Origin of the sequence: Rhizobium leguminosarum (genome assembly GCF_002953715.1) — a bacterium.
Lineage (GTDB): Bacteria > Pseudomonadota > Alphaproteobacteria > Rhizobiales > Rhizobiaceae > Rhizobium > Rhizobium leguminosarum_V.
Genome location: NZ_CP025012.1, coordinates 4,081,582 through 4,103,601, shown reverse-complemented (window position 1 = coordinate 4,103,601; position 22,020 = coordinate 4,081,582). Strand labels below are relative to the sequence as shown.

Annotated in this window: 25 protein-coding genes; 15 read left to right on the top strand and 10 right to left on the bottom strand. The window is 61.8% G+C overall.

Annotation, left to right across the window (positions count from 1 at the left end; genetic code table 11):
* Window positions 1–182: 182 nt before the first annotated feature.
* From CUJ84_RS20415 to CUJ84_RS20405, 3 genes are all read right to left on the bottom strand, one after another.
* Window positions 183–1,136, bottom strand: a complete 954-nt coding sequence (locus tag CUJ84_RS20415; protein WP_105007531.1) for an acetyl-CoA carboxylase carboxyltransferase subunit alpha — start codon at window positions 1,134–1,136, stop codon at window positions 183–185.
* A gap of 62 nt (window positions 1,137–1,198) precedes the next feature.
* A complete protein-coding gene (gene xerD, locus CUJ84_RS20410) occupies window positions 1,199–2,152 on the bottom strand; it encodes a site-specific tyrosine recombinase XerD (RefSeq protein WP_105007530.1) in 954 nt (317 codons plus the stop codon).
* Window positions 2,153–2,157: 5 nt separating this feature from the next.
* The gene (locus tag CUJ84_RS20405) at window positions 2,158–2,334 is read right to left on the bottom strand and encodes a hypothetical protein (RefSeq protein WP_012759201.1); all 177 of its coding nucleotides are present in this window, start codon (window positions 2,332–2,334) and stop codon (window positions 2,158–2,160) included.
* A 148-nt stretch (window positions 2,335–2,482) separates the two neighbouring features.
* On the opposite strand from CUJ84_RS20405, the gene CUJ84_RS20400 reads away from it, so the two are divergent.
* The 3 genes from CUJ84_RS20400 to CUJ84_RS20390 are packed head-to-tail and all read left to right on the top strand — an operon-like array spanning window position 2,483 to window position 5,510.
* Complete coding sequence (locus CUJ84_RS20400) at window positions 2,483–3,073, top strand: shikimate kinase (protein ID WP_018069267.1); 591 nt, start codon at window positions 2,483–2,485, stop codon at window positions 3,071–3,073.
* Window positions 3,070–4,200 carry a 3-dehydroquinate synthase gene (aroB, locus tag CUJ84_RS20395; RefSeq protein WP_105007529.1) on the top strand — a complete coding sequence of 377 codons (1,131 nt, stop codon included), beginning with the start codon at window positions 3,070–3,072 and terminating at the stop codon, window positions 4,198–4,200. Before CUJ84_RS20400 ends, aroB begins: the two co-directional genes overlap by 4 nt.
* Window positions 4,200–5,510 (top strand): HlyC/CorC family transporter, encoded by a 1,311-nt coding sequence (locus CUJ84_RS20390; RefSeq protein ID WP_105008258.1) that lies wholly within the window; start codon window positions 4,200–4,202, stop codon window positions 5,508–5,510. Before aroB ends, CUJ84_RS20390 begins: the two co-directional genes overlap by 1 nt.
* Before the next feature lie 47 nt (window positions 5,511–5,557).
* Here the strand turns inward: CUJ84_RS20390 and CUJ84_RS20385 are convergent, their stop codons facing one another.
* Window positions 5,558–5,842 (bottom strand): BolA family protein, encoded by a 285-nt coding sequence (locus tag CUJ84_RS20385; protein ID WP_199788736.1) that lies wholly within the window; start codon window positions 5,840–5,842, stop codon window positions 5,558–5,560.
* A 102-nt stretch (window positions 5,843–5,944) separates the two neighbouring features.
* On the opposite strand from CUJ84_RS20385, the gene CUJ84_RS20380 reads away from it, so the two are divergent.
* From CUJ84_RS20380 to CUJ84_RS20355, 5 genes are all read left to right on the top strand, one after another.
* A complete protein-coding gene (locus CUJ84_RS20380; RefSeq protein WP_018482761.1) occupies window positions 5,945–6,562 on the top strand; it encodes a J domain-containing protein in 618 nt (205 codons plus the stop codon).
* Window positions 6,563–6,872: 310 nt separating this feature from the next.
* Window positions 6,873–7,865 (top strand): cobaltochelatase subunit CobS, encoded by a 993-nt coding sequence (cobS, locus tag CUJ84_RS20375; protein ID WP_027682639.1) that lies wholly within the window; start codon window positions 6,873–6,875, stop codon window positions 7,863–7,865.
* A 12-nt stretch (window positions 7,866–7,877) separates the two neighbouring features.
* Window positions 7,878–9,779 (top strand): cobaltochelatase subunit CobT, encoded by a 1,902-nt coding sequence (gene cobT, locus CUJ84_RS20370; RefSeq protein ID WP_105007528.1) that lies wholly within the window; start codon window positions 7,878–7,880, stop codon window positions 9,777–9,779.
* Between the two features lie 13 nt (window positions 9,780–9,792).
* The gene (locus CUJ84_RS20365) at window positions 9,793–10,830 is read left to right on the top strand and encodes an esterase-like activity of phytase family protein (protein ID WP_105007527.1); all 1,038 of its coding nucleotides are present in this window, start codon (window positions 9,793–9,795) and stop codon (window positions 10,828–10,830) included.
* Window positions 10,831–11,009: 179 nt separating this feature from the next.
* Window positions 11,010–11,561: an ATP-binding protein gene (locus CUJ84_RS20355; protein WP_105007526.1), complete on the top strand. Its 552-nt coding sequence runs from the start codon at window positions 11,010–11,012 to the stop codon at window positions 11,559–11,561.
* On the opposite strand, the gene CUJ84_RS20350 is transcribed toward CUJ84_RS20355, so the two are convergent.
* Window positions 11,562–12,197, bottom strand: coding sequence for a VUT family protein (locus CUJ84_RS20350; RefSeq protein WP_105007525.1), 636 nt, complete (start codon window positions 12,195–12,197; stop codon window positions 11,562–11,564). It lies immediately after the preceding gene.
* Between the two features lie 112 nt (window positions 12,198–12,309).
* Window positions 12,310–12,606 (bottom strand): 50S ribosomal protein L28, encoded by a 297-nt coding sequence (rpmB, locus tag CUJ84_RS20345; protein WP_003543341.1) that lies wholly within the window; start codon window positions 12,604–12,606, stop codon window positions 12,310–12,312.
* Between the two features lie 242 nt (window positions 12,607–12,848).
* Between rpmB and CUJ84_RS20340 the strand changes: the two genes are divergently transcribed.
* On the top strand, window positions 12,849–13,631 hold the full coding sequence (locus tag CUJ84_RS20340) for a DUF3108 domain-containing protein (RefSeq protein WP_012759190.1): 783 nt from the start codon (window positions 12,849–12,851) through the stop codon (window positions 13,629–13,631).
* Between the two features lie 30 nt (window positions 13,632–13,661).
* Window positions 13,662–14,552 carry an aromatic amino acid exporter YddG gene (yddG, locus tag CUJ84_RS20335; protein WP_105007524.1) on the top strand — a complete coding sequence of 297 codons (891 nt, stop codon included), beginning with the start codon at window positions 13,662–13,664 and terminating at the stop codon, window positions 14,550–14,552.
* A 3-nt stretch (window positions 14,553–14,555) separates the two neighbouring features.
* On the opposite strand, the gene CUJ84_RS20330 is transcribed toward yddG, so the two are convergent.
* Both CUJ84_RS20330 and gloB read right to left on the bottom strand, forming a co-directional pair.
* Window positions 14,556–14,978: a cupin domain-containing protein gene (locus CUJ84_RS20330; RefSeq protein ID WP_105007523.1), complete on the bottom strand. Its 423-nt coding sequence runs from the start codon at window positions 14,976–14,978 to the stop codon at window positions 14,556–14,558.
* Window positions 14,978–15,748 carry a hydroxyacylglutathione hydrolase gene (gloB, locus tag CUJ84_RS20325; protein WP_024323342.1) on the bottom strand — a complete coding sequence of 257 codons (771 nt, stop codon included), beginning with the start codon at window positions 15,746–15,748 and terminating at the stop codon, window positions 14,978–14,980. Before gloB ends, CUJ84_RS20330 begins: the two co-directional genes overlap by 1 nt.
* Window positions 15,749–15,801: 53 nt before the next feature.
* Between gloB and CUJ84_RS20320 the strand changes: the two genes are divergently transcribed.
* The 4 genes from CUJ84_RS20320 to CUJ84_RS20305 all read left to right on the top strand — a co-directional run bounded on the left by CUJ84_RS20320 (window position 15,802) and on the right by CUJ84_RS20305 (window position 19,262).
* Entirely contained in the window at window positions 15,802–16,614 is an 813-nt protein-coding gene (locus CUJ84_RS20320; RefSeq protein ID WP_018482771.1) for a class I SAM-dependent methyltransferase, read from the top strand.
* Window positions 16,615–16,816: 202 nt separating this feature from the next.
* Window positions 16,817–17,914 carry a histidinol-phosphate transaminase gene (gene hisC, locus CUJ84_RS20315; protein WP_199788735.1) on the top strand — a complete coding sequence of 366 codons (1,098 nt, stop codon included), beginning with the start codon at window positions 16,817–16,819 and terminating at the stop codon, window positions 17,912–17,914.
* Window positions 17,911–18,834, top strand: coding sequence for a prephenate/arogenate dehydrogenase family protein (locus CUJ84_RS20310; protein ID WP_105007521.1), 924 nt, complete (start codon window positions 17,911–17,913; stop codon window positions 18,832–18,834). Before hisC ends, CUJ84_RS20310 begins: the two co-directional genes overlap by 4 nt.
* A gap of 8 nt (window positions 18,835–18,842) precedes the next feature.
* Window positions 18,843–19,262 carry a GNAT family N-acetyltransferase gene (locus CUJ84_RS20305; protein WP_105007520.1) on the top strand — a complete coding sequence of 140 codons (420 nt, stop codon included), beginning with the start codon at window positions 18,843–18,845 and terminating at the stop codon, window positions 19,260–19,262.
* Between the two features lie 104 nt (window positions 19,263–19,366).
* Here CUJ84_RS20305 and CUJ84_RS20300 read toward each other — a convergent pair whose 3' ends face one another.
* Window positions 19,367–20,383, bottom strand: a complete 1,017-nt coding sequence (locus CUJ84_RS20300; RefSeq protein WP_105007519.1) for a DUF2125 domain-containing protein — start codon at window positions 20,381–20,383, stop codon at window positions 19,367–19,369.
* Window positions 20,384–20,433: 50 nt separating this feature from the next.
* On the opposite strand from CUJ84_RS20300, the gene CUJ84_RS20295 reads away from it, so the two are divergent.
* Window positions 20,434–20,979, top strand: coding sequence for a gamma-glutamylcyclotransferase (locus tag CUJ84_RS20295; protein ID WP_105008256.1), 546 nt, complete (start codon window positions 20,434–20,436; stop codon window positions 20,977–20,979).
* 52 nt (window positions 20,980–21,031) lie between these two features.
* Here CUJ84_RS20295 and CUJ84_RS20290 read toward each other — a convergent pair whose 3' ends face one another.
* Window positions 21,032–21,829 carry a lysophospholipid acyltransferase family protein gene (locus CUJ84_RS20290; RefSeq protein WP_105007518.1) on the bottom strand — a complete coding sequence of 266 codons (798 nt, stop codon included), beginning with the start codon at window positions 21,827–21,829 and terminating at the stop codon, window positions 21,032–21,034.
* Between the last annotated feature and the right edge of the window lie 191 nt (window positions 21,830–22,020).

Below are 22,020 nucleotides of genomic sequence, written 5' to 3'. Positions count from 1 at the left end.
ATGATAATGCGACCCGGTCCGCCTATGGAGTCCGGGCATCAGAAGGAATCATAGGCGGCTTATACTTTATAAAACCTTACCAGCCTATGACTTTGCCACGAACGTCCCCGCAAGCGCGAGTGTTACAGATAACATCAATGTGGCCAAGATTTGGCCCCAATCGGCGAAGACCCGAATGTCCGCTAGAGATTGCGGCCCATGGCGAGGAATTTCTGGCGGCGGTCGTTGCGCAGCTGCTCGCCTGAACGGGATGCCATTTCGGCCAGAGCATTGGCGATCACGTCGCCGGTTGCGGCTATGACGCTGTCCGGATCGCGGTGCGCGCCGCCGAGCGGCTCGGATATGATGCCGTCGATGACGCCGAGCGATTTCAGGTCCTCGGCGGTGATCTTCATGTTGGTCGCCGCTTCCCGAGCGCGGGTGGAATCGCGCCAGAGGATGGAGGCGGCCCCTTCCGGCGAGATGACGCTGTAGATCGAATGCTCGAGCATATAGACCTTGTTGCCGGTGGCGATGGCGATGGCGCCGCCCGAGCCGCCTTCGCCGATGACGACGGAAACCAGCGGAACCTTGACGCCGAGACACATTTCCGTCGAGCGGGCGATCGCCTCGGCCTGGCCGCGCTCTTCGGCGCCGACGCCGGGATAGGCGCCTGCCGTATCCACCAGCGAAATCACCGGCAGGCCGAAACGATCGGCCATTTCAAGGATGCGGATCGCCTTTCGGTAGCCTTCCGGACGGGGGCTGCCGAAATTGTGCTTGATGCGGCTCTTGGTGTCGTTGCCCTTTTCCTGGCCAATGACGGCGACCGGCTGGCCGCGAAAGCGGGCAAGGCCTGCCTGGATCGCGGCATCCTCGGAAAACTTGCGGTCACCGGCGAGCGGCGTGAATTCCTGGAACAGCGTCTTGGCGTAATCGACGAAATGCGGGCGCTGCGGATGGCGGGCGACCTGCGTCTTCTGCCAGGGGTTGAGCTTGGAATAGATCTCGACGATCGCCTCACGGACGCGAACCTCCAGCCGGCCGATCTCATCGGTGGTGTCGATGCTCTCGTCTTCCGTTGCGAGCTTCTTCAGCTCGATGATCTTGCCTTCGAGGTCGGAGATCGGCTTTTCGAAGTCGAGATAATTGTGCATGAGGTGCGTTTCCGTTCCTTGTGCCCGGGGCGTTTTCCTGGCTCCGCCCCATGTCGCCGGTCCTATTCGTGCTTTTTCGCCTGTTTGGCAAGGGGGTGATGCGTCTGGACAAGCTGCTGCAGCCTCTCTTCGAGGACATGTGTGTAAATCTGCGTGGTCGAAATGTCCGAATGGCCGAGGAGTTCCTGTACGACGCGCAGATCGGCGCCGTTCGCCAGCAGGTGGCTGGCAAAGGCGTGGCGCATGACATGCGGCGAGATCAGCGACGGCGTCAGGCCGGCGCGGATCGCCAGGTTCTTGAGGTCGCGGGCAAAAACCTGGCGCGGCAGGTATCCCTCCTTCGAGGTGGAGGGAAACAGCCAGGGGCTTTCCTGCGGTTCCTTCACTGCTGCATTTTCCGCCGCCAGCAGGCGCCCGTAGGATTTCAGGGCTGATATCGCCGAATGCGACAGCGGCACCAGCCGTTCCTTGTTGCCCTTGCCGCGGATCATCAGGAACCGGCCTTCCTGATCGAGCACGCGGGCAGGAAGCGAAACGAGTTCGCTGACACGCATTCCGGTGGCATAGAGCAGTTCCAGCAGCGCCAGCATGCGCAGGCGGTGCAACTGGCCCGGAGCCGCATCCTCCGCTTCGGCCTCGGCCTGCGAAAGCAGCCTGCCGACCTCCTCGACACCCATCGTCTTCGGCAGCGGACGGCCCTTCTTCGGCGCATCGAGAATGCCTGTGGGGTCGTCGGTCCTCAGGCCCTCGGCATAGAGAAACTTGTAGAACTGCCGCATGGCCGCAAGCCGGCGCGCCTGCGAGGAGGGTTTGAAGCCCTTTCCGGCGAGCGAGGAGAGATAGGCGGCAAGATCGGCGGAGGCGGCTTCGGTAAGCCTTACGCTGCGCTCCTTCAGGAAGGAGCGGACGTCGTCGAGATCGCGTTCATAGGATTGCAGCGTGTTGGCGGCAGCACCCCGCTCGGCGCTCATCATTTCCAGGAAAGATTCCACATGGACGCGACCGAGATCCACCATGCCGGTCACTTCCTGGTCGTGTCGATCGCGCCCGTGGCGGGCGGATTGACCCGCTCGGACGGGATGCGGATCGTCACGTCACGCTGCTGCGGCTCCACGAAGGTCACAAGCGCCAGCATCGCTCCGTAGACCGTCCCGGCGAGGATCGCGCAGACGAACAGGAAACGGAACAGGGTCGGCATCCAGCAACTCCTTCATGCTCTGCTTCTGTTATAAGAAGCCTATCTGCAAGTGCAAGAAGCGGTATTCAAGCCATGATTCCCTTGTCCGCGACTTGACGCTCCATCTGCATTTGTCGATACCGTTTGCAAACAAAGTGTGAATGGACCGATGAGTGAACAACTGCTGACCGTTGCTGACAGCTTGAAAGACAGAGCTCGCGCCGCGCTCGGTTCACGCAATCTGATCCTTGTCGGCCTGATGGGCGCCGGAAAATCCTCCGTCGGGCGCATCGTCGCCAGCCAGCTTGCCATTCCCTTCATCGACAGCGATCTCGAGATCGAGCGGGTTTCGCGCATGACGATCGCCGAGCTTTTCGCCGCCTATGGCGAGCAGGAGTTCCGGGCGCTGGAAGCGCGGGTGATCAAGCGGCTGCTGAAGAGCGGGCCGCGGGTCGTCTCCACCGGAGGCGGCGCCTTCATCAACGACCGGACGCGCAAACATATCAAGAAGGGCGGCCTTTCCGTCTGGCTGAAGGCCGATCTCGACGTGCTCTGGGACCGGGTCGCCAAGCGCGACACGCGGCCGCTGCTCAAGACCGAAAATCCGAAGCAGACGCTCGAAGGCCTGATGAATGCGCGTTATCCGATCTATGCGCAGGCCGATCTGACCGTGCTTTCGCGCGACGTCCGCAAGGAAATCATGGCCGACGAAGTCTTAAAGGCCTTGATCGAAGCTCAGAAGGAAAGTGCAGCGTCATGAATGCGATAACCTCCGCCCCCGCCATCCGAACGGTGCATGTGCCGCTCGGCGAGCGCGCCTACGACATCCTGATCGGGCCGGGGCTGATTGCGCGGGCCGGCGCCGAGATCGCCTCTCGCCTCAAGGGCCGCAAGGCGGCTGTTGTCACCGATGAAAATGTCGCGCCGCTCTATCTCAAAGCCCTTGTCGCAAGTCTGGATGAAGCAGGTATCGCCTCGGCTGAGGTCGTCCTGCCGGCCGGCGAGAAGACCAAGAGCTTCGAGCATCTGATCACTGTCTGCGACAAGGTGCTCGAAGCCCGCGTCGAGCGCAACGATTACGTCATCGCGCTCGGTGGCGGCGTCATCGGCGATCTTTCGGGATTTGCGGCCGGCATCGTCCGTCGAGGCGTGCGCTTCGTCCAGGTGCCGACCTCGCTTCTGTCGCAGGTCGATTCCTCCGTCGGCGGCAAGACCGGCATCAATTCCCGCCACGGCAAGAATCTGATCGGCGTCTTCCATCAGCCGGACCTGGTTCTGGCCGATACGGATGTGCTGAATTCGCTGAGCGAGCGTGAATTCCGCGCAGGTTACGCCGAGGTCGCGAAATACGGGCTGATCGACAAGCCGGATTTCTTTGCCTGGCTGGAAGCGAATTGGAAGGCGGTTTTTAACGGCGGCTCCGCGCGTATCGAGGCGATTGCCGCGAGCTGCCAGGCGAAAGCCGACGTCGTCGTTGCCGACGAGCGCGAGAACGGCCCGCGGGCGCTGCTCAATCTCGGGCATACCTTCGGCCATGCGCTGGAAGCGGCGACCGCCTATGACAGCTCCCGCCTCGTGCATGGCGAGGGCGTTTCGATCGGCATGGTGCTGGCGCACGAATTCTCCGCACGAATGAACCTTGCAAGCCCGGACGAGGCGCGGCGCGTCGAGCGGCATCTGAAGGAGGTCGGCCTGCCGACCCGGATGTCCGACATTCCAGGCGAACTCCCGCCGGCCGAAACGCTGATGGACGCGATCGCCCAGGACAAGAAGGTCAAGAGCGGCAAGCTCACCTTCATCCTGACCCGCGGCATCGGCCAGTCCTTCGTCGCCGACGACGTGCCGGCATCCGAAGTGATCAGCTTTCTCAGGGAAAAACACCCTTGATAGCGATCGAAGGCGCTCTGGCATTTCTGGAAACATATTGGCCGGAAATCCTTTCGATCACGGCGCTCGTGCTCATGTCAGCCTTTTTCTCCGGCTCGGAAACCGCGCTTACCGCCGTTTCGCGCAGCCGCATCCATACACTGGAGGCGAACGGCGACGAGCGCGCCGGCCTCGTCCGGCAGTTGATCGAACGGCGCGATCGATTGATCGGCGCGCTGCTCATCGGCAACAATCTCGCCAACATTCTCTCCTCCTCGATCGCCACCAGCCTTTTCCTCGGGCTGTTCGGCAATTCCGGCGTGGCGCTTGCGACGCTTGCGATGACCGTCATCCTGGTCATCTTCGCCGAAGTGCTGCCGAAGAGCTGGGCGATTTCGACGCCCGACCGCTTCGCGCTCGCCATCGCCGTTCCGGCCAAGCTCTTCGTCACCGTCGTCGGCCCGGTTTCCTCCTTCGTCAATGCGATCGTCCGGCAGATTCTTTCGCTGTTCGGTATCAATCTCTCACGCGAGACATCGATGCTGACGGCGCATGAGGAGTTGCGCGGCGCCGTCGACCTGCTGCACCGCGAGGGATCGGTGGTGAAGGCCGACCGCGACCGCCTCGGCGGTGTGCTGGATCTCAGCGAGCTTGAGCTCTCCGACATCATGGTTCACCGCACCGCGATGCGGGCGATCAATGCCGAAGATTCGCCGGAGGCGGTGGTGCGCGCCATCCTCGAAAGCCCCTATACGCGCATGCCGTTGTGGCGCGGCACGATCGACAACATCATCGGCGTCGTCCACGCCAAGGATCTGCTGCGGGCGCTTGCCGAGCCGAACATGGAGCCGCAGAACCTCGATATCGTGAAGATCGCGCAGAAGCCGTGGTTCGTGCCCGACAGCACCAATCTCGAGGACCAGCTCAACGCCTTCCTGCGGCGCAAGCAGCATTTCGCCGTCGTCGTCGACGAATATGGCGAGGTGCAGGGCATCGTCACGCTGGAGGATATTCTCGAGGAAATCGTCGGCGACATTTCCGACGAACACGATATCGAGATACAGGGCGTGCGTCAGGAGGCCGATGGTTCCGTCGTCGTCGACGGTGGCGTTCCGATCCGCGACCTGAACCGCGCGCTCGACTGGAACCTGCCCGATGAGGAGGCGACGACGATCGCCGGCCTCGTCATCCACGAATCGATGACCATCCCGGAAGAGCGTCAGGCCTTCACCTTCTACGGCAAGCGTTTCGTCGTCATGAAGCGGGAGAAGAACCGCATCACCAAGCTGCGCATCCGCCCGGCCGGAGAAGACGGCGCAAAGCCAGCCTGATTCTGCTTGGATCGTAGACGGCCAATGCCTATATGGGTTGCGTGCCGCTACCAGCGGGTCGGTTCATCAGGTGCAGCCGGTTCGACGGCCAGCGCATGCAGGCCGGCATCGAGCTCCGGTTTCAACAGGTCGGTGATCGCCCGGTGACGCGCCAGCCGCGACATGCCGGCGAATTTCCCGGAAACGATCCTCACCCGCATATGGGTTTCGCCGGCGCCGGTGATATCGGGCTGGTGGCCGGCATGCAGATGGCTTTCGTCGATGACGCTTACGCGTTCGGGCGCGAAGGCTTCAACAAGTTTTTCTTCGATGCGGGTTCGCAGGGTCATCATCCGGTCTTGCTGGTTCGCGAAAAGGGTTCCTACCAAGCCTGCAACATTCCCATTTGTCAATTCTTGTTGTCGCTTCGCGACAGCCCCATAATTAGCGCCGTCATGAGACTTGATTCCAAATATTTCGATCGCATCCGAACACGCCGCAAACGCGAGCCGGAAACAGAGCAGGCGCCGCCTACCTGTCAATGGGACGGGTGCGACAAGAAGGGGGCGCATCGCGCTCCCGTCGGCCGCAATGCGGAAGGCCAGTTCTTCTTGTTCTGCTTCGAGCACGTCAAGGAATACAACAAGGGCTACAATTATTTCTCCGGTCTTTCGGACGGCGAGATCGCGCGGTACCAGAAAGAGGCGATCACCGGCCACCGGCCGACATGGACGGTCGGCGTCAACAAGGCGGCGAAGGACAGTCCGCTGCATTCGGAGATCCGCTCCGGCGCCTATACGCGTGTTCGCGATCCTTTCGGCTTCGTCAAGGAAGGCGGCAAGGGCAGCGGGCCGCGTTTTCCCCAGGCGCGCAAGCTGAAATCGCTGGAAAGCAAGGCCTTCGAAACGATGGGTCTCGACGCCAATGCGACATCGGCGGAGATCAAGAGCCGCTACAAGGAGCTGGTGAAGAAACACCATCCCGATGCCAATGGCGGCGACCGCGGCTCGGAGGAGCGTTTCCGCGCCGTCATCCAGGCCTATCAATTGTTGAAGCAGAACGGTTTTTGTTAATTCCCGTCCTTGCTCTTGGGCTTCAATCGGGTATGGTCCAAATCGGCTGAGGCCGCAGGCAAACGCGGCTCATATTTGTGCGTTTTCCCGACATCGCCTCCGCCGACCTTCCGGACGCGGCGTTTCTTGTCCGGGACTCTTTCAAGAATGCTCGCACGCGGTCATTATCCCGCCGAGGTTTCGTTTCAGTCCCGGAGAAGCATCGCCGACGTTCCGACCTGGACGGGCGCGGAATAAAAAACGCGGCGTCACGGTTGCGACATGGCCTGAGATAGTATGGCCGGGTGGCATCACCCGCCTTGGAGACATGATGAGCAAGATCGACCTGGATATATCAGAACTGCCCGATACCACCGTTTCGGTCCGCGAGGCCTTCGGCATCGATTCCGACATTCGCGTTCCCGCCTACAGCAAGGGCGACGCCTATGTGCCGGACCTCGATACCGACTACCTGTTCGACCGCGACACGACGCTCGCCATTCTCGCAGGCTTCGCCCATAACCGCCGCGTGATGATTTCCGGCTATCACGGCACGGGCAAGTCCTCGCATATCGAGCAGGTGGCGGCTCGGCTCAACTGGCCTTGCGTGCGCATCAACCTCGACAGCCATGTCAGCCGTATCGATCTCGTCGGCAAGGATGCGATCGTCGTCAAGGACGGGCTGCAGATCACCGAGTTCAAGGATGGCATCCTGCCCTGGGCCTACCAGCACAATGTCGCGCTCGTTTTCGACGAATATGATGCCGGCCGCCCCGATGTGATGTTCGTCATCCAGCGCGTGCTCGAATCCTCCGGCCGCCTGACGCTGCTCGACCAGAGCCGCGTCATTCGGCCGCACCCGGCCTTCCGTCTGTTTGCGACGGCGAACACGATCGGCCTCGGTGACACGACCGGCCTCTATCACGGCACGCAGCAGATCAACCAGGCGCAGATGGACCGCTGGTCGATCGTCACCACGCTGAACTACCTGCCGCATGATCACGAAGTGAATATCGTCGCCGCCAAGGTGAAGAGCTTCGGCAATGACAAGAACGGCCGGGAGACGGTTTCGAAGATGGTGCGCGTCGCCGACCTGACGCGCGCGGCCTTCATGAACGGTGATCTGTCCACAGTCATGAGCCCGCGCACGGTCATTACCTGGGCTGAGAACGCCGAGATCTTCGGCGATCTCGCCTTCGCCTTCCGCGTCACCTTCCTCAACAAGTGCGACGAGCTGGAACGCCCGTTGGTCGCCGAACACTATCAGCGCGCCTTCGGCGTCGAGCTGAAGGAAAGTGCCGCCAACATCGTTCTCGGGGCTTGAGACCGACCGATCATGGCAGCTCGCGGTGACAATTCGAAAGCAAAACCCGGCGCGCCTGTCGACGTCGAGCCATTGCGCCGGGCGATAACCGGATGCGTGCGCTCGATCGCCGGCGACGGTGATGTCGAGGTGACCTTCGCCAATGAACGGCCGGGGATGAGCGGCGAGCGCATTCGGCTGCCGGAACTTTCCAAGCGGCCGACGGCGCATGAGCTGGCGGTCACCCGCGGGCTCGGCGATTCGATGGCGCTGCGCCTTGCCTGCCATGACGAGAAGGTGCATGCGACGATGGCGCCGCAGGGCTCGGACGCCCGGGCGATCTTCGATGTGGTCGAGCAGGCGCGCGTCGAATCGATCGGCGCGCTGCGCATGGAGGGCATGGCGTCGAACCTGCGCTCCATGACGGACGAGAAATATTCCAAGGCGAATTTCACTGGCATCGAGCGTCAGGAAGACGCACCGGTCGGCGAAGCCGTTGCGATGATGGTGCGCGAGAAGCTGACCGGCCAGCGCCCGCCGGCCTCCGCCGGCAAGGTGCTCGACCTATGGCGCGACTTTATCGAGGATAAGGCGGGGTCCGAACTCGACAACCTGTCGAGCGCGATCAACGACCAGCAGGCCTTCGCCAAGGTCATCCGCAACATGCTGTCGGCCATGGAAATGGCCGAGGAATACGGTGACGACGACAGCGATGCCGACAATGACGACCAGTCGGAGCAGGAAGACCAGTCGAGCGGCGACGAGCAGGACCAGGACGAGGTCGACGAGGATGCCGGCACGGATGCCGCCCCTGTCGAGGACAGCGAGGTCGCCGACGAGCAGATGGAGGACGGCGAGACCGAAGGCGCCGAAATCTCCGACGACGACATGATGGAAGAGGGCGAGGACGATTCGGAAACGCCGGGCGAGACCCGCCGTCCGAACACGCCTTTTGCTGATTTCAACGAAAAGGTCGATTATCACGTCTTTACCGAAGAGTTCGACGAGATCATCACCGCCGAGGAACTCTGCGACGCCGCCGAGCTGGAGCGCCTGCGCGCCTTCCTCGACAAGCAGCTGGCGCATCTGCAAGGCGCGGTCGGCCGTCTCGCCAACCGGCTGCAGCGCCGCCTGATGGCGCAGCAGAACCGCTCCTGGGATTTCGACCTGGAAGAGGGTTATCTCGATCCGGCCCGGCTGCAGCGCATCATCATCGATCCGATGCAGGCGCTCTCCTTCAAGATGGAGCGCGACACCCAGTTCCGCGATACGGTAGTCACCCTGCTCATCGACAATTCCGGCTCGATGCGCGGCCGGCCGATCACGGTTGCCGCCACCTGCGCCGATATTCTCGCCCGCACGCTGGAGCGCTGCGGTGTCAAGGTCGAGATCCTGGGATTTACGACCAAGGCCTGGAAGGGCGGGCAGGCGCGTGAAAGCTGGCTCGCCGGCGGCAAGCCGCAGACGCCGGGCCGCCTCAACGACCTGCGCCATATCATCTACAAGTCGGCCGACGCGCCGTGGCGGCGCGCGCGCGCCAATCTCGGGCTGATGATGCGTGAGGGCTTGCTCAAGGAAAATATCGACGGCGAGGCGCTGATCTGGGCGCATAATCGCCTGCTCGCGCGCCGTGAGCAGCGCCGCATCCTGATGATGATCTCGGACGGGGCGCCGGTCGACGATTCGACGCTGTCGGTCAATCCGGGCAATTATCTGGAGCGGCACCTGCGTGCCGTCATCGAACAGATCGAGACACGCTCGCCTGTCGAGTTGCTGGCGATCGGCATCGGTCACGACGTGACGCGCTACTATCGCCGCGCCGTGACGATCGTCGATGCGGACGAGCTCGCCGGTGCGATGACCGAGCAGCTTGCCTCGCTGTTCGAAGACCAATCCGCCCAGCCGCGCGGCGGCCGGATACGCCGTGCCGGCTGACGCCGCGGGAAGAATGACGGTCAAGCGCCTCTGCCGTGCGGCGTCGATCGCTCTCTGCATCGCAGCCGGCGCTTCACCGTCATGGGCCGGTGATGACGTGCCGGTCATTAGCCGGCAAATCTCTGATTTCAGGATCGGCTCTTCGGAGACGAAATTCGGATCGCTGGAATTTCTCGGCGGGCTGGAGATGGTCTCCAGCAGAGCGCTGTTCGGCTCGCTTTCCTCCATCCGTTTCCGGCAGGACCAAAAACATTTCGTCGTCGTGCTCGATACCGGCCAGTGGCTGACCGGCAGCATCGAGCGTGACCTCAAGGGCAGGCTTTCCGGCCTTTCGGATGTCGAGATCACGCCGATGAAGAACAGCGCCGGGCGCAGCTTCGAGGGGAAGGGACATATGGATGCCGAAGGCCTGGCGCTTGACGGCGATCGGATCCTGGTCTCCTTCGAGCAGCACCATCGCGTCGATGTCTATTCCGACCCCGGCTTTGCCGATTCGGGCGCGATCGCCACTTTGCCGATCCTCATCCCGCGGACGATGCTGGACGACAATCGCGGCATCGAGACCATCACCGTGGCGCCGGCATCGAGCCCGCTCAAAGGCGGGGTGGTCATCGTCTCCGAGCGTGGTCTCGACAATGACGGCAACCGGCTGGCGGCCATTCTCAGCGGGCCACTGAAAGGGCGTTTCTCGGTCGAGCGGGATGGCAGCTTCGACATCACGGACGGCGCTTTCCTGCCGAACGGCGACCTGCTGCTGCTGGAACGCCGCTTCAACATGGCCGAAGGCATCGGCATGCGTCTTCGGCGCATCAAGGGTGCCGATATCAGGCCTGGCGCCGTCGTTGAAGGCGAATTGCTGCTGGAAGGCAATTTCAACTCGCAGATCGACAATATGGAAGGGCTCGATGCTTTTCAGGCCGCCGACGGCACGACCCATATCATTCTGGTGTCGGACGACAATCATTCGATCCTGCAGCGCAATCTGATGCTGGAATTCCGGCTTTCGGAAGAGGCCGCGTGGGCAGCGCCGAGTTCCCAGGAGCGGAATTAATCCAAGCCATCGGCCCGAAAATCGGAATCGATTTTCGGAAAGCACGATGCCTAGATTCAAAATGTTAGAGCGTCCTTTGTGCGTCCTAAAGGACGCACGGCGCTCTAGACGTCAGACCGATGTCATATGCCTCGGCTATCCCCCACGGCATCGGGAGAGCAGTCTTCGGAGGGAGATTCATGGTGCATATTCATGTCATGGGCGCGTCCGGTTCCGGTACGACATCGCTCGGCCGTGCGCTTGCCGAAAGGCTCGATATCGCCCATCTCGACACTGACGATTTCTTCTGGATGCCGACCGATCCGCCGTTCACGACGCCGAGGAATGCCGACGAGCGCATCCGGCTGCTCCTCGATGAAGCGACACGGCTCTCCGGATCCGCGCTGAAATGGGGTGGGCCATTGGAGCCGCTTTATGATCTGATCCTATTCCTCAGGATCGAGCCGGGGCTTCGAATGGCGCGCATCCGCGCGCGGGAGATTGCCCGATATGGAAACAGGATCGGGCCTGGTGGCGATATGGAAGTTAAAAGCGGGGAATTCCTGGAATGGGCGGCCAGCTATGACACGGCCGGCCCCGAGCGTCGCAGCCTTGCGGTGCATGAACAATGGCTGGAAACGCAGACGGCGCCGGTGTTGCGGCTCGATTCGTCACGAGATATCGACGATCTGGTTGCAGAGGCTCTGCTGCATCCCGCGATCGCCGCCGGTGCGGTCCGGCGGCGTCCGTGATTAGCTGGCGCGAGCGGCCTGCATCGGCCGCAGCACGTTCATCAGCGCGCCATAGGGCAGCAGCATGACGAGGCCGACGATCATCTTCACGGCGAAATCGCCGATCGCCCAGGAAATCCAGCGCGGAGCCTCGGTGGCGAAGACGCCGAGGATGGGGGCTGCTTCCAGCGCAAAGGGATCGTTCGGGCCGAGGAAGACGAAGAACGCGGCGAAGGACAACGAGAAGAACATCACCGTATCGAGCGCCGAGCCGATCAGCGAGCCGACCAGCGGCGCGCGCCACCAGGCCTGGCGGCGAAGGCGGTTGAACACGGCGATATCGAGTAGCTGGCCGGCGAGATAGGCCGAGCCGGAGGCGATGGCGATGCGCGGCACCGAAGTGAAGAAGGAGAGCGTCACGCCGACGACGAAGCCGGCAAAGACGACCTTGCGGGCTGCCTTCGGGCCGAACTGACGGTTGGTCAGATCGGTGATCAGGAAAGCGATCGGATAGGAGAAGGCGCCCCAGGTCAGGATGTCGGCAAGGTTGATACCGGCGACTTCGGCGTTCAGCGGAAACTGGACGAGGAAGTTGGAGGCGACGACGACGAGCGTCATCAGCGCGACATAGGCGATGGTATAGCGGGTCTTCAGCATTTTTTTATCCTGGGTGATGCCACCAGTTGGAGGAGCAAACCGGCAAAGCAAAAGGCTTGTCCGGTATTATCCGTTCAAGCCTTTTGAAGCCGTATGAAAGAAGGGCAGAAGCTTACGCAGCAGCGGCTTCGGCGGTCTTCTTGGCGATCTGACGGCGCAACAGGCGCGCGCGCATCGACAATTCGTTTTCGCTGGCCTTCAGCAGGAAGGCATCGAGGCCGCCACGATGCTCGACGGTGCGAAGAGCGGCAGCCGAAACGCGAAGACGATAACGCTGGTTGAGAGCGTCGGAAATCAGCGTGACCTGGCACAGGTTCGGCAGGAACCGGCGCTTGGTCTTGTTGTTGGCATGGCTGACATTGTTACCAGTCAGGACGGCCTTGCCGGTCAATTCGCACACGCGGGACATGGAACACCTATTCTTGTTTTTCTCGGGCCATCGAATTGCCATTCCCGGCAAAGCCAGGCGCGCAATCCAACGGGCATGATTGGAAAGTTGCGGTTCTATAGTCAGACAGGCTGCTCGCGTCAAGCCAAACCTTGGCCTTTCCCGCAATTCTGTCAAAAAGCTGCTGTTTTCTTCCCTTCGCGGCAGGAGTATAGACCGCTCAGCAAAGGTTGCCAGCGCGCAGCAAGACAAGGCTTTTTTCCATGGCTCATTCGGGCAGACGGATTTTCATTTCGGCCATCGCCGCACTTCTTGCCATACCGGCATCGGCGGCCGAAATCCAGCATCGGACGGAATACCGGGTGGCGCTCGCCGGGCTGCCGATCGCGCGCGCCGCGTTCCTGACGCAGATCGAGGACGATCACAGCTACAAGATCGCCGGGAGCATCAATTCCGCCGGTCTTGCCGATCTCATCACGACGATTTCGGCCAAGACCAGCGTGAGCGGCGTCGTGCGCAATGACAGATTGCAGGCGCAGAAATACTCGCTCTACTACAAGAGCGGCAAGAGGAAGGCCCGCGTCTACGAGGTCAGCTACCGCAACGGCAACATCATCTCGGCGACGACGACACCGATGCCGAAGCGTCCGAAGAACTGGATCGACGTCACGCCGCGCGACATGCGCTCGGTGCTCGATCCGATCTCCGGCCTGGTCTTCACCGGCGATACCAAGGTCTGCTCGCAGACGCTGCCGATCTTCGACGGCGAGACGCGCATGGATCTGGTGCTGTCGCCGAAGGGCGACGAGGATTTTTCCACCAATGGGTTCAAGGGCAAGGCGACCGTCTGCAGCGTCCGCTTCGTGCCGCGCTCGGGCTACAAGAAGGGCCGCAAGGACATCGATTATCTAAGCAAGAGCGATCGCATGGAAATCTGGTTTGCCAAGTCGGACGCGGCAAATGTATACGCTCCTGTTTATGTGCGCATTCCAACCGAATATGGAATGGTGACGATCACTGCCGTCAAATACGGCAGCAACAGCTGACGGGGCTTCTGCCTCCGTGAAGGGGGACAGGTGAAGCTTCGCGCGACGTTGATCGGCTTTACGGCCATTCTGATGTGGTCGTTCCTGGCGTTGTTCACGGCCGCCTCCGGCAAGATGCCGCCGTTCCAGCTTTCGGCCGTCTGCTTTGCGATCGGCAGCATTCCCGGCCTTGTGGTACTTATCCTTAATCCCGCGCGACTGGCGCTGCTGAAGCAGCCGGCCAAGGTCTGGATAACCGGCATTGCGGGGCTGTTCGGTTATCACTTCCTCTATTTTACCGCGCTCCGGAACGCGCCGGCGGTGGAGGCGGGGCTGGTCGCCTATCTCTGGCCGCTGTTGATCGTCGTCGGTTCGGCGCTGCTGCCGGGCGAACGGTTGCGCTGGTATCATGTGGCGGGTGCGCTTGCCGGACTTTGCGGTACCTTCCTGATCGTCGGTCGCAACGGCATCGATTTCGACGGCGCCTATGCCGTCGGTTACGGTGCCGCCTTTCTCTGCGCCTTCACATGGTCCGGCTATTCGCTGCTGACGCGGCGTTTCGACGCCGTCTCCACGGATGTCGTCACCGGCTTCTGCCTTGCGACCTCCATGCTGTCGTTGTTCTGCCATCACGGCCTGGAGACGACCGTCTGGCCGGCAACGAGTTTCGAGTGGGTCGCCGTCGCCGGGCTCGGGCTCTTTCCGGTCGGGGCGGCCTTCTACGCCTGGGACTACGGCGTCAAGAACGGCGATATCCAGATCCTCGGCGCGGCAAGTTACGCAGCACCACTGCTTTCGACGCTTATTCTGGTGCTGTTCGGATTTGCCGAGCTGGGCTGGCGCATTGCTCTTGCCTGCCTGCTCGTCACCGGCGGGGCGGTGCTCGCCGCTCAGGACATGTTCCGCCGCAAGATTCCGGCTCAGTCTGCGGCAGCAGAGTAGGTTTCAGCGGCCGGGCTTCCAATCGGGCGGCGCCATCTCGAAGCTTGAAAATTCGAAGCCGGGCGAGACGGTGCAGCCGACCAGGGTGAAATCGCCGAGGGTTTCGGCTGATTGCCACCAATTGGCGGGAATGATCGCCTGCGGCCGCTCGCCTGCGGACAGGTTGGGCCCGAGCGTCAGTGTCTCGCTTGCCGTTCCGTCTTCCGAGCGGTGCAGCGAGAGCGGCGCGCCGGCGTAATAATGCCAGACCTCGGCCGCATCGTGGACGCGATGCCAGTGCGAACGCTGTCCCCTGGTCAGCAGATAATAGATCGCCGTCGAGTGGCCGCGTTCTCCGCCCGCCGTATCGCGGAATGTCTGCACGTACCAGCCACCTTCGGGATGCGGCTGCATGCCGAGTTCGCGGATAATGTCCTCGGGCGACATCAGAAATTGTCCTTGCGCTTGCGGATCTCGGCAAAGACTTCCTCGTTGGTCTTGCCTTCCATCAGCAGATTGCGGCGGATCGCCGGATCGGCTGCGCGCAGGAACGGGTTGGTTTCCTTTTCCAGCCCCAATGTCGTCGGGATGGTGAATTTGCCGTCGGCGCGCAAGGCTTCGATCTCGGCGGCACGGCTCTTCAGTCGCTCATTGTCGGGATCGACGGTCAGCGCGAAGCGGGCATTGGACAATGTGTATTCATGGCCGAAATAGACGGCGGTTTCATCGGGCAGAACGGCGAGCTTCTGCAGAGAATGCCACATGTCGGCAGCCGGACGTTCGAACAGCCGGCCACAGCCGAGCGCAAACAGCGTGTCGGCGGCAAACAGCAGCTTGTCGTCGGCAAAGTGATAGCAGATGTGGCCGGCGGTGTGGCCGGGCGTCTCGATGACGTTGACGGTGTGATCGCCGAAAAGGAAGCTGTCGCCATCGGCCATCGTCCGATCGAGGCCGGGAATGGCGATGGCCTCGTTGATCGGGCCGATGATCTCGCAGCCGAATTGCTCCTTCAGCGCCAGGTTGGCGGTGACGTGATCGGTGTGATGATGAGTGGTGAAGATATGGGTGATTTTCCAGCCGCGACGTGTCGCCGCTTCCAGGATCGGCGCCTCCTCCGGTGCATCGATCGCCGCGGTAAAGCCTGTCTCCGGATCGTGCACGAGAACGCCGAAATTGTCGGTGCGGCAGAGAAAAACGTCTAATTCCAAAGGTTTCATCGTTCAATAATCCCTTATCCCAGGAGTCTCGCGGAAATGTAGAGGTTCCGGCCTTGAAGTCCAACCGCCCGCTGATAACATTTGTCGCAATGCACGCCGATATCGTCGACCTACGCCAGTTCTATCACTCCGAGCTTGGACGTCTTGCCGAGCAGTCGATCGCCATGGCGCTGTCATCGCTCTGGGTGCGGCTGCCGCAGGAGCGTCTGGTCGGCCTCGGTTATGCCGTGCCCTTCCTCGACCGTTTCCAGGCCGATACCGAGCGCACCTTCGCCTTCATGCCGGCCGGGCAGGGCGCGGTGAACTGGCCGATGGGCTCGCTCTCGACGACGGCGCTGATTTTCGACGAGGAACTGCCGCTGCCGGATTCGTCGATCGATCGGGTGCTGATGGTGCATTCGCTGGAATTCGCCGAAAGCCCGCGCGAGACGCTGAAGGAGCTCTGGCGGGTGCTGGCGCCGGGTGGACGGCTGGTCATCGTCGTGCCGAACCGACGCGGCGTCTGGGCACGCATGGAGCATACACCCTTCGGTTCGGGCCGGCCCTATTCCCGCGGTCAGTTGACCAATCTGCTGCGCGAGACGAATTTCACCCCGGGCGCGACGGCTGAAGCGCTGTTCTTCCCGCCCTCGAAGTTGAGGACCATCCTGCGCCTTCGCCGCGCCTTCGAGCGGATCGGCCGAACGCTGTGGCCGGCCTTCTCGGGCGTCATCATCGTCGAAGCGCAGAAGCGGCTCTATCAGGGGCTGCCGGTTGCGGCGCGGGCCTCCCGCCGCGTCTTCGTGCCGGTTCTCGCACCGCATGGCGTGCCGACAACACGCACGACAGCGCCGCGCGTCTTTTCAGACGCGCAAAGGACGCTGTAGCACTTTGAATGCTGCATAATTTTATCCCTAAATCGATTCCGATTTAGGGAATTATGCAGGAGCTGACGTCGCTCCCGGCGGTCTCCAACTGCTTGTGTCACGCCCATACCTCTCGACAACAATCGCATTCCGCTTTAATGCCACTTGGTGTTTTTCAGCCCGGATTTCCGGCAATTCCAAGGTCGAACCCATGAGCGTTGAGATGAGCAAGCCCGTTCCGCGTCCCGGTATTCTCGATATCGCAGCCTATGTGCCGGGCAAGGAACATGCGCCGGGTGTTGCCCGCGTCTACAAGCTTTCGTCCAACGAAACGCCGCTCGGCGCCAGCCCGAAGGCAATCGAGGCCTTCAAGACGGTTGCCGACAATCTGGGGCGTTATCCTGACGGGCAGGCGATCGAACTGCGCGAGGCAATCGCCGCCGTGCATGGTCTCAATCCGGCAAACATCCTTTGCGGCAATGGTTCGGACGAGCTGCTCGGCCTGCTCTGCCATGTCTATCTCGGCGCCGGCGACGAGGGCATCATCACCGAGCACGGCTTCCTCGTCTACAAGATCCAGATCCTGGGTGCGGGCGCCACGCCTGTCGTCGTCAAGGAGAAGGACTACACCGTCGATGTCGATGCCATCCTTGCCGCGGTGACGGAGAAGACGAAAATCGTCTTCATCGCCAATCCCGGCAACCCCACAGGCACCTATGTTTCCGTCAGCGAGATCCGTCGCCTGCAGGCCGGACTGCCGAAACATGTCGTCCTCGTGCTCGATGCCGCCTATGCCGAATATGTGCGCCGCAACGATTATGAAGCCGGCATCGAGGTCGTATCCTCCAATGCCAACGTGGTGATGACCCGCACCTTCTCGAAGGCCTATGGTCTTGCGGCGTTGCGCGTCGGCTGGATGTATGCGCCCGCCGAGATCGTCGACGCACTGAACCGCGTGCGCGCGCCGTTCAACTTGAACGCGCCGGCAATCGCCGCCGCTGCCGCTGCCATCCGCGACCAGGCCTTCATCCAGCAGACTGTCTCCTTCAACCAGATGTGGGTGGAGACGCTCACCCAGGCGCTTGAAGCGATCGGGCTGAAGGTGACGCCGTCCGTCGCCAATTTCGTCCTCATCCATTTCCCCGAGATCGACGGCAAGCGCGCTGCGGATGCCGACGATTTGCTGACGAGCCGCGGCTACATCCTGCGCGCTGTGCGCGGCTATGGATTCGCCAATGCGCTGCGCATGAGCATCGGTCCCGAGGAGGCAAATCGCGGCGTGATTGCCGCGCTCACCGAATTCATGGGACATCAGGCATGAGCGTGCAGTTCGACCGGATTGCGCTGATCGGCATCGGCCTGATCGGCTCTTCGCTTGCCTACGACATCAAACGGCTTGGTCTTGCAAGGGAGATCGTCGTCGCCACACGCAGCCCCGATACGCTGAAGCGTGCAGAAGAACTCGGCCTCGGCGACCGCTACACGACGTCGTCGCAGGATGCCGTCAAGGATGCCGATCTGGTGATCGTCTCGGTGCCGGTCGGCGCTTCGGAAAGTGTGGCGAAGGAGATCTCGGCAAGCCTGAAGCCCGGGGCCATCGTCACCGATGTCGGCTCCACCAAGGCTTCTGTCATTGCGCAGATGCTGCCGCATATGCCTGATAATGTGCATTTCATCCCCGGCCATCCGCTGGCAGGTACGGAGAAATCCGGCCCGGATGCCGGCTTTCCCGGCCTGTTCGAAGGCCGCTGGTGCATTTTCACGCCGGTCGCCGGCACAGACGAGGCAGCGTTGAAGCGGCTGCGCAGCTTCTGGGAATCGCTCGGCTCGAAGGTCGACGAAATGGATGCCGAGCATCACGACAAGGTGCTCGCCATCGTCTCGCACCTGCCGCATATCATCGCTTACAATATCGTCGGCACAGCCGACGATCTGGAGACGGTGACGGAGTCTGAGGTCATCAAATATTCCGCCTCTGGCTTTCGTGATTTCACCCGCCTCGCCGCCTCCGACCCGACCATGTGGCGCGACGTCTGTCTGCACAACCGCGATGCGATCCTCGAAATGCTGGCGCGCTTCTCGGAGGACCTCGCCTATCTGCAGCGCGCCATCCGCTGGGGCGAGGGCGACAAGATTTTCGAACTCTTCACCCGCACGCGCGCCATCCGCCGTTCAATCGTCCAGGCCGGCCAGGATGTCGACGCGCCCGATTTCGGCCGTCATGCGCTGGACAAGAAGTAGCCGCCGCGATGGTGGAGGTGGCACGTGCCGGCCGGGCGGATATTGACTGGTTGGTTCGCGAGGATGCCGGCGCCGGTGAGGCATGGGTATCGCGCTGCGTCGCGCTCGGCGAATATCTGGTTGCCAGAGAGGCCGGCGAGATCGTCGGCTTCCTACGCTTCTCCCGTTTCTGGGGCAGGGTTCCCTATATGGAAATGATCCGCGTCCTGCACGAGCATCGCCGGTCGGGCGTTGGAACGGCGCTGTTTCTCGCCTGGGAAGAAGCCATGCGCGGCGACGGCGCCCGCATGCTGATGACCTCGAGCGAATGCGACGAAAGCCGACCTCAGGACTGGCATCGCCGCAACGGATTTTCCGAAACTGGCGCGATCGAGTTGCCCGGCCTGCAATCGGTGCCGGAAGTCTTCTTCATCAAGCAAATAGCCTGAAGCGCATCGCGTCGAACCGGAATCATGCGACGCGCTTCAGGCTTTTCCTATTTCCTATGCATCCCGTTATCCCAAAACCGCTGGACACTTTTGGGCGAGATGCATCAGATCGGCGGAATCCGGCCGAGCGGGATGAAACCGCTGACGGTGGCATTGCCACGATCGACGACGAGATCGACAGAGACCTTGTCGCCGCCGCCGGCGAGCGCTTTCAAGAGCTTCGTTGCCGTGTTGACGGTCGAGGTGATATCCGGAAAGGCCTGTTTCAGGCTGTCGCCCCAGGGGCCGAGCTGTTCGATCTCCAGTTTGAATTTTCCCGAGAGCAGCCCCTGTTCGTCGAAGGAGAAGGGGCCGGTCAGCGTCATCACCTTGCCATCGCCGATGTCGGCGACGATGCGGCGCAGTTCACCGGTGGTGCCATTGAGGCCGCTCCGGTCGCTGCCGTCGATCAGGCCGGCCTTGCCGGCGACGGTCAGATCGATGCTGGCAGACATTTTCGGAAAGATCTGCGGCCAGTCCTTGATGGCTGTATTCGCATCCTGCACGGAGATCGCGCCATCGAGATCGGCGCCGTTCTGGCGCAGATGGATTTCGGTGCGGGCGGCATCGAAGCTGATGGTCTGGCCGGTGTAGGAGGAGACGGCCATCGCCTTCAGACCCTCGATGACGGTCGAGCTGCGGTCGACGCCCTGCAGCCTGGTTGCAAGACTCGCCTGCAGGTTCGTCCATTGGGCCGAGATCGAAAGCCCGTTGCTGGTGCGGATTTCGGCCGGCGAATCGAGTTCCCAGACGATATTGCCGGGCGCATAGACCTGTGCTGCCGAGCGCAGCGCGCCGAAGGTGGCGGAGACGCCGTTGACATTGTCGTCGACGTCGATCTTGGAGCAGAACAGGCCGATACGGAAGGGATAGCCGCGGAATTCGATATCGGAGCATTCGCCGCTGACGCCTGCCTGATCGCGCGGCGCGATGGCTTTCAGCACGGTGGTCTTCAATGCTGACGCCGCATAGAACCAGCCGCCGGTATAAAGCGCGATTACCAGGAGGACGCCTCCGCCCAGCAACCAGAATTTCTTGCCGCTGCCGGATTGGCTGCTGCCGGATCGGCTTGACGCTGCCATGATGTTCTCCAATGGTGAATCACAAAGGTGATTCCGGTCTGGCGTGCGATATGGACGAATTTTGGGTATTTGGCTACGGTTCGCTGATGTGGAATCCGGGCTTCGAGTTCATGGAGCGGGCAGAGGCCCTGGTCTACGGCTACAGGCGTTCGCTTTGCGTCCGCTCTTTTGTCCATCGCGGCACCCGCGACAATCCGGGCCTGGTTCTCGGTCTCGACAGGGGGGGCGCCTGCCGCGGCATGGCTTTCCGCATTTCTGCGGAAAAATGGGATGAGGTGATCGATTATCTCCGCGCACGCGAGCTGGTCACCAATGTCTACCTCGAGCGCCGGGTGCGGCTGCAGCTTGCCGGCCGGCGCCGGGTGGAGGCGGTCGCCTACATCACCGATCGCGAGCATGAGCAATATGCCGGCGCGCTCGATGCGCTTGCGGCGGCACGGGTGGTGAACGAAGCAAACGGCCAGTCAGGTCCGAATGATGCCTATGTCTTCAATACGCTTGCGCATCTGAAGCAGATGGGCATTCGCGACCATTGGCTGGAGCAGGTCGTCAACGAAGTGGAGAGGCTGCGCGCCGACTACTGCACAGTTCCTTAAATCGGAAGCGATTGAAGGATAAAATTATGCAGCGAATCAAAGTGCTGTAGTCTCAGGCCGTCGCCGCGTTCAGTTTGCGCAGCTCCGCCAGCCTTTCTGTCGCCGTCGGCGGGAGTGGCAGATGCGGATTTCGCTCGACGGTTTCGAGCAGAAGCTCGTCGCTTGCCCGCTCGGATACCTCGATCAGATGGGCGAAAAAGGCGTCCGGATCCATTCCCGGCATGATCGGCGGCAGGATTCTCACCTTGAAATGACCGGGATAACGACGAATGCTCCGCCGCGGCCAGAACAGACCGGGATGCATGGCGACCGGCACGACGGGGAGGTTAAGGTCGCGGTACATGCGGGCGATGCCGTATTTATAGAGCGGCTCTGCGCCTGGCGGGCGGCGGGTGCCCTCGGGATAGATGATGAGCTGGCGGCCGGTCGACAGTTCTTCCTTCGTGCGTTTCAGCACTTCCACCATCACCTTGCCGCGGGCGCCGCGATCGACCGGGATCATACGCTGTTTCTTCGCATACCAGCCGAAGAGCGGAATCCACATCAGCTCGCGCTTCAGGATGTAGACCGGATCCTTCAGCCAGGGCAGCAGTGCGTAGGTATCCCAGAAGGACTGATGCTTCGGCGCCAGGATGTAACTGCCGTCAGGCAGGTTCTCCAGTCCCTCGATCTCGAAGGTGGTGCCGACGATCACCCGCATCAGCCAGTGGTTGGAGCGCGCCCAGTTCTTCGGGATCGCATAGGCGATCTTGCGCGGCACCGCGAAATAGTAGGGTGAGAGCACGATCATCCGGATGATGAGGTTGGCATAGAAGATCGTGTTGAAGAGAACGGAACGCAGAGCGATCATGAAACTTTCCCGAGGCATGCTCACGCGACCGGCCTACACGATATTGCCGGTCATAAAAAGCATTTGATGACGCCCTGATGTAAAAGCCTAGAGCAATTCCAGCAAAACTGCGCAGCGGTTTTGCGTCCGGAATTGCGCAGACGTGAGAGATAGCGCATGACCCCGAAAATCGGAATCGATTTTCGAAACGG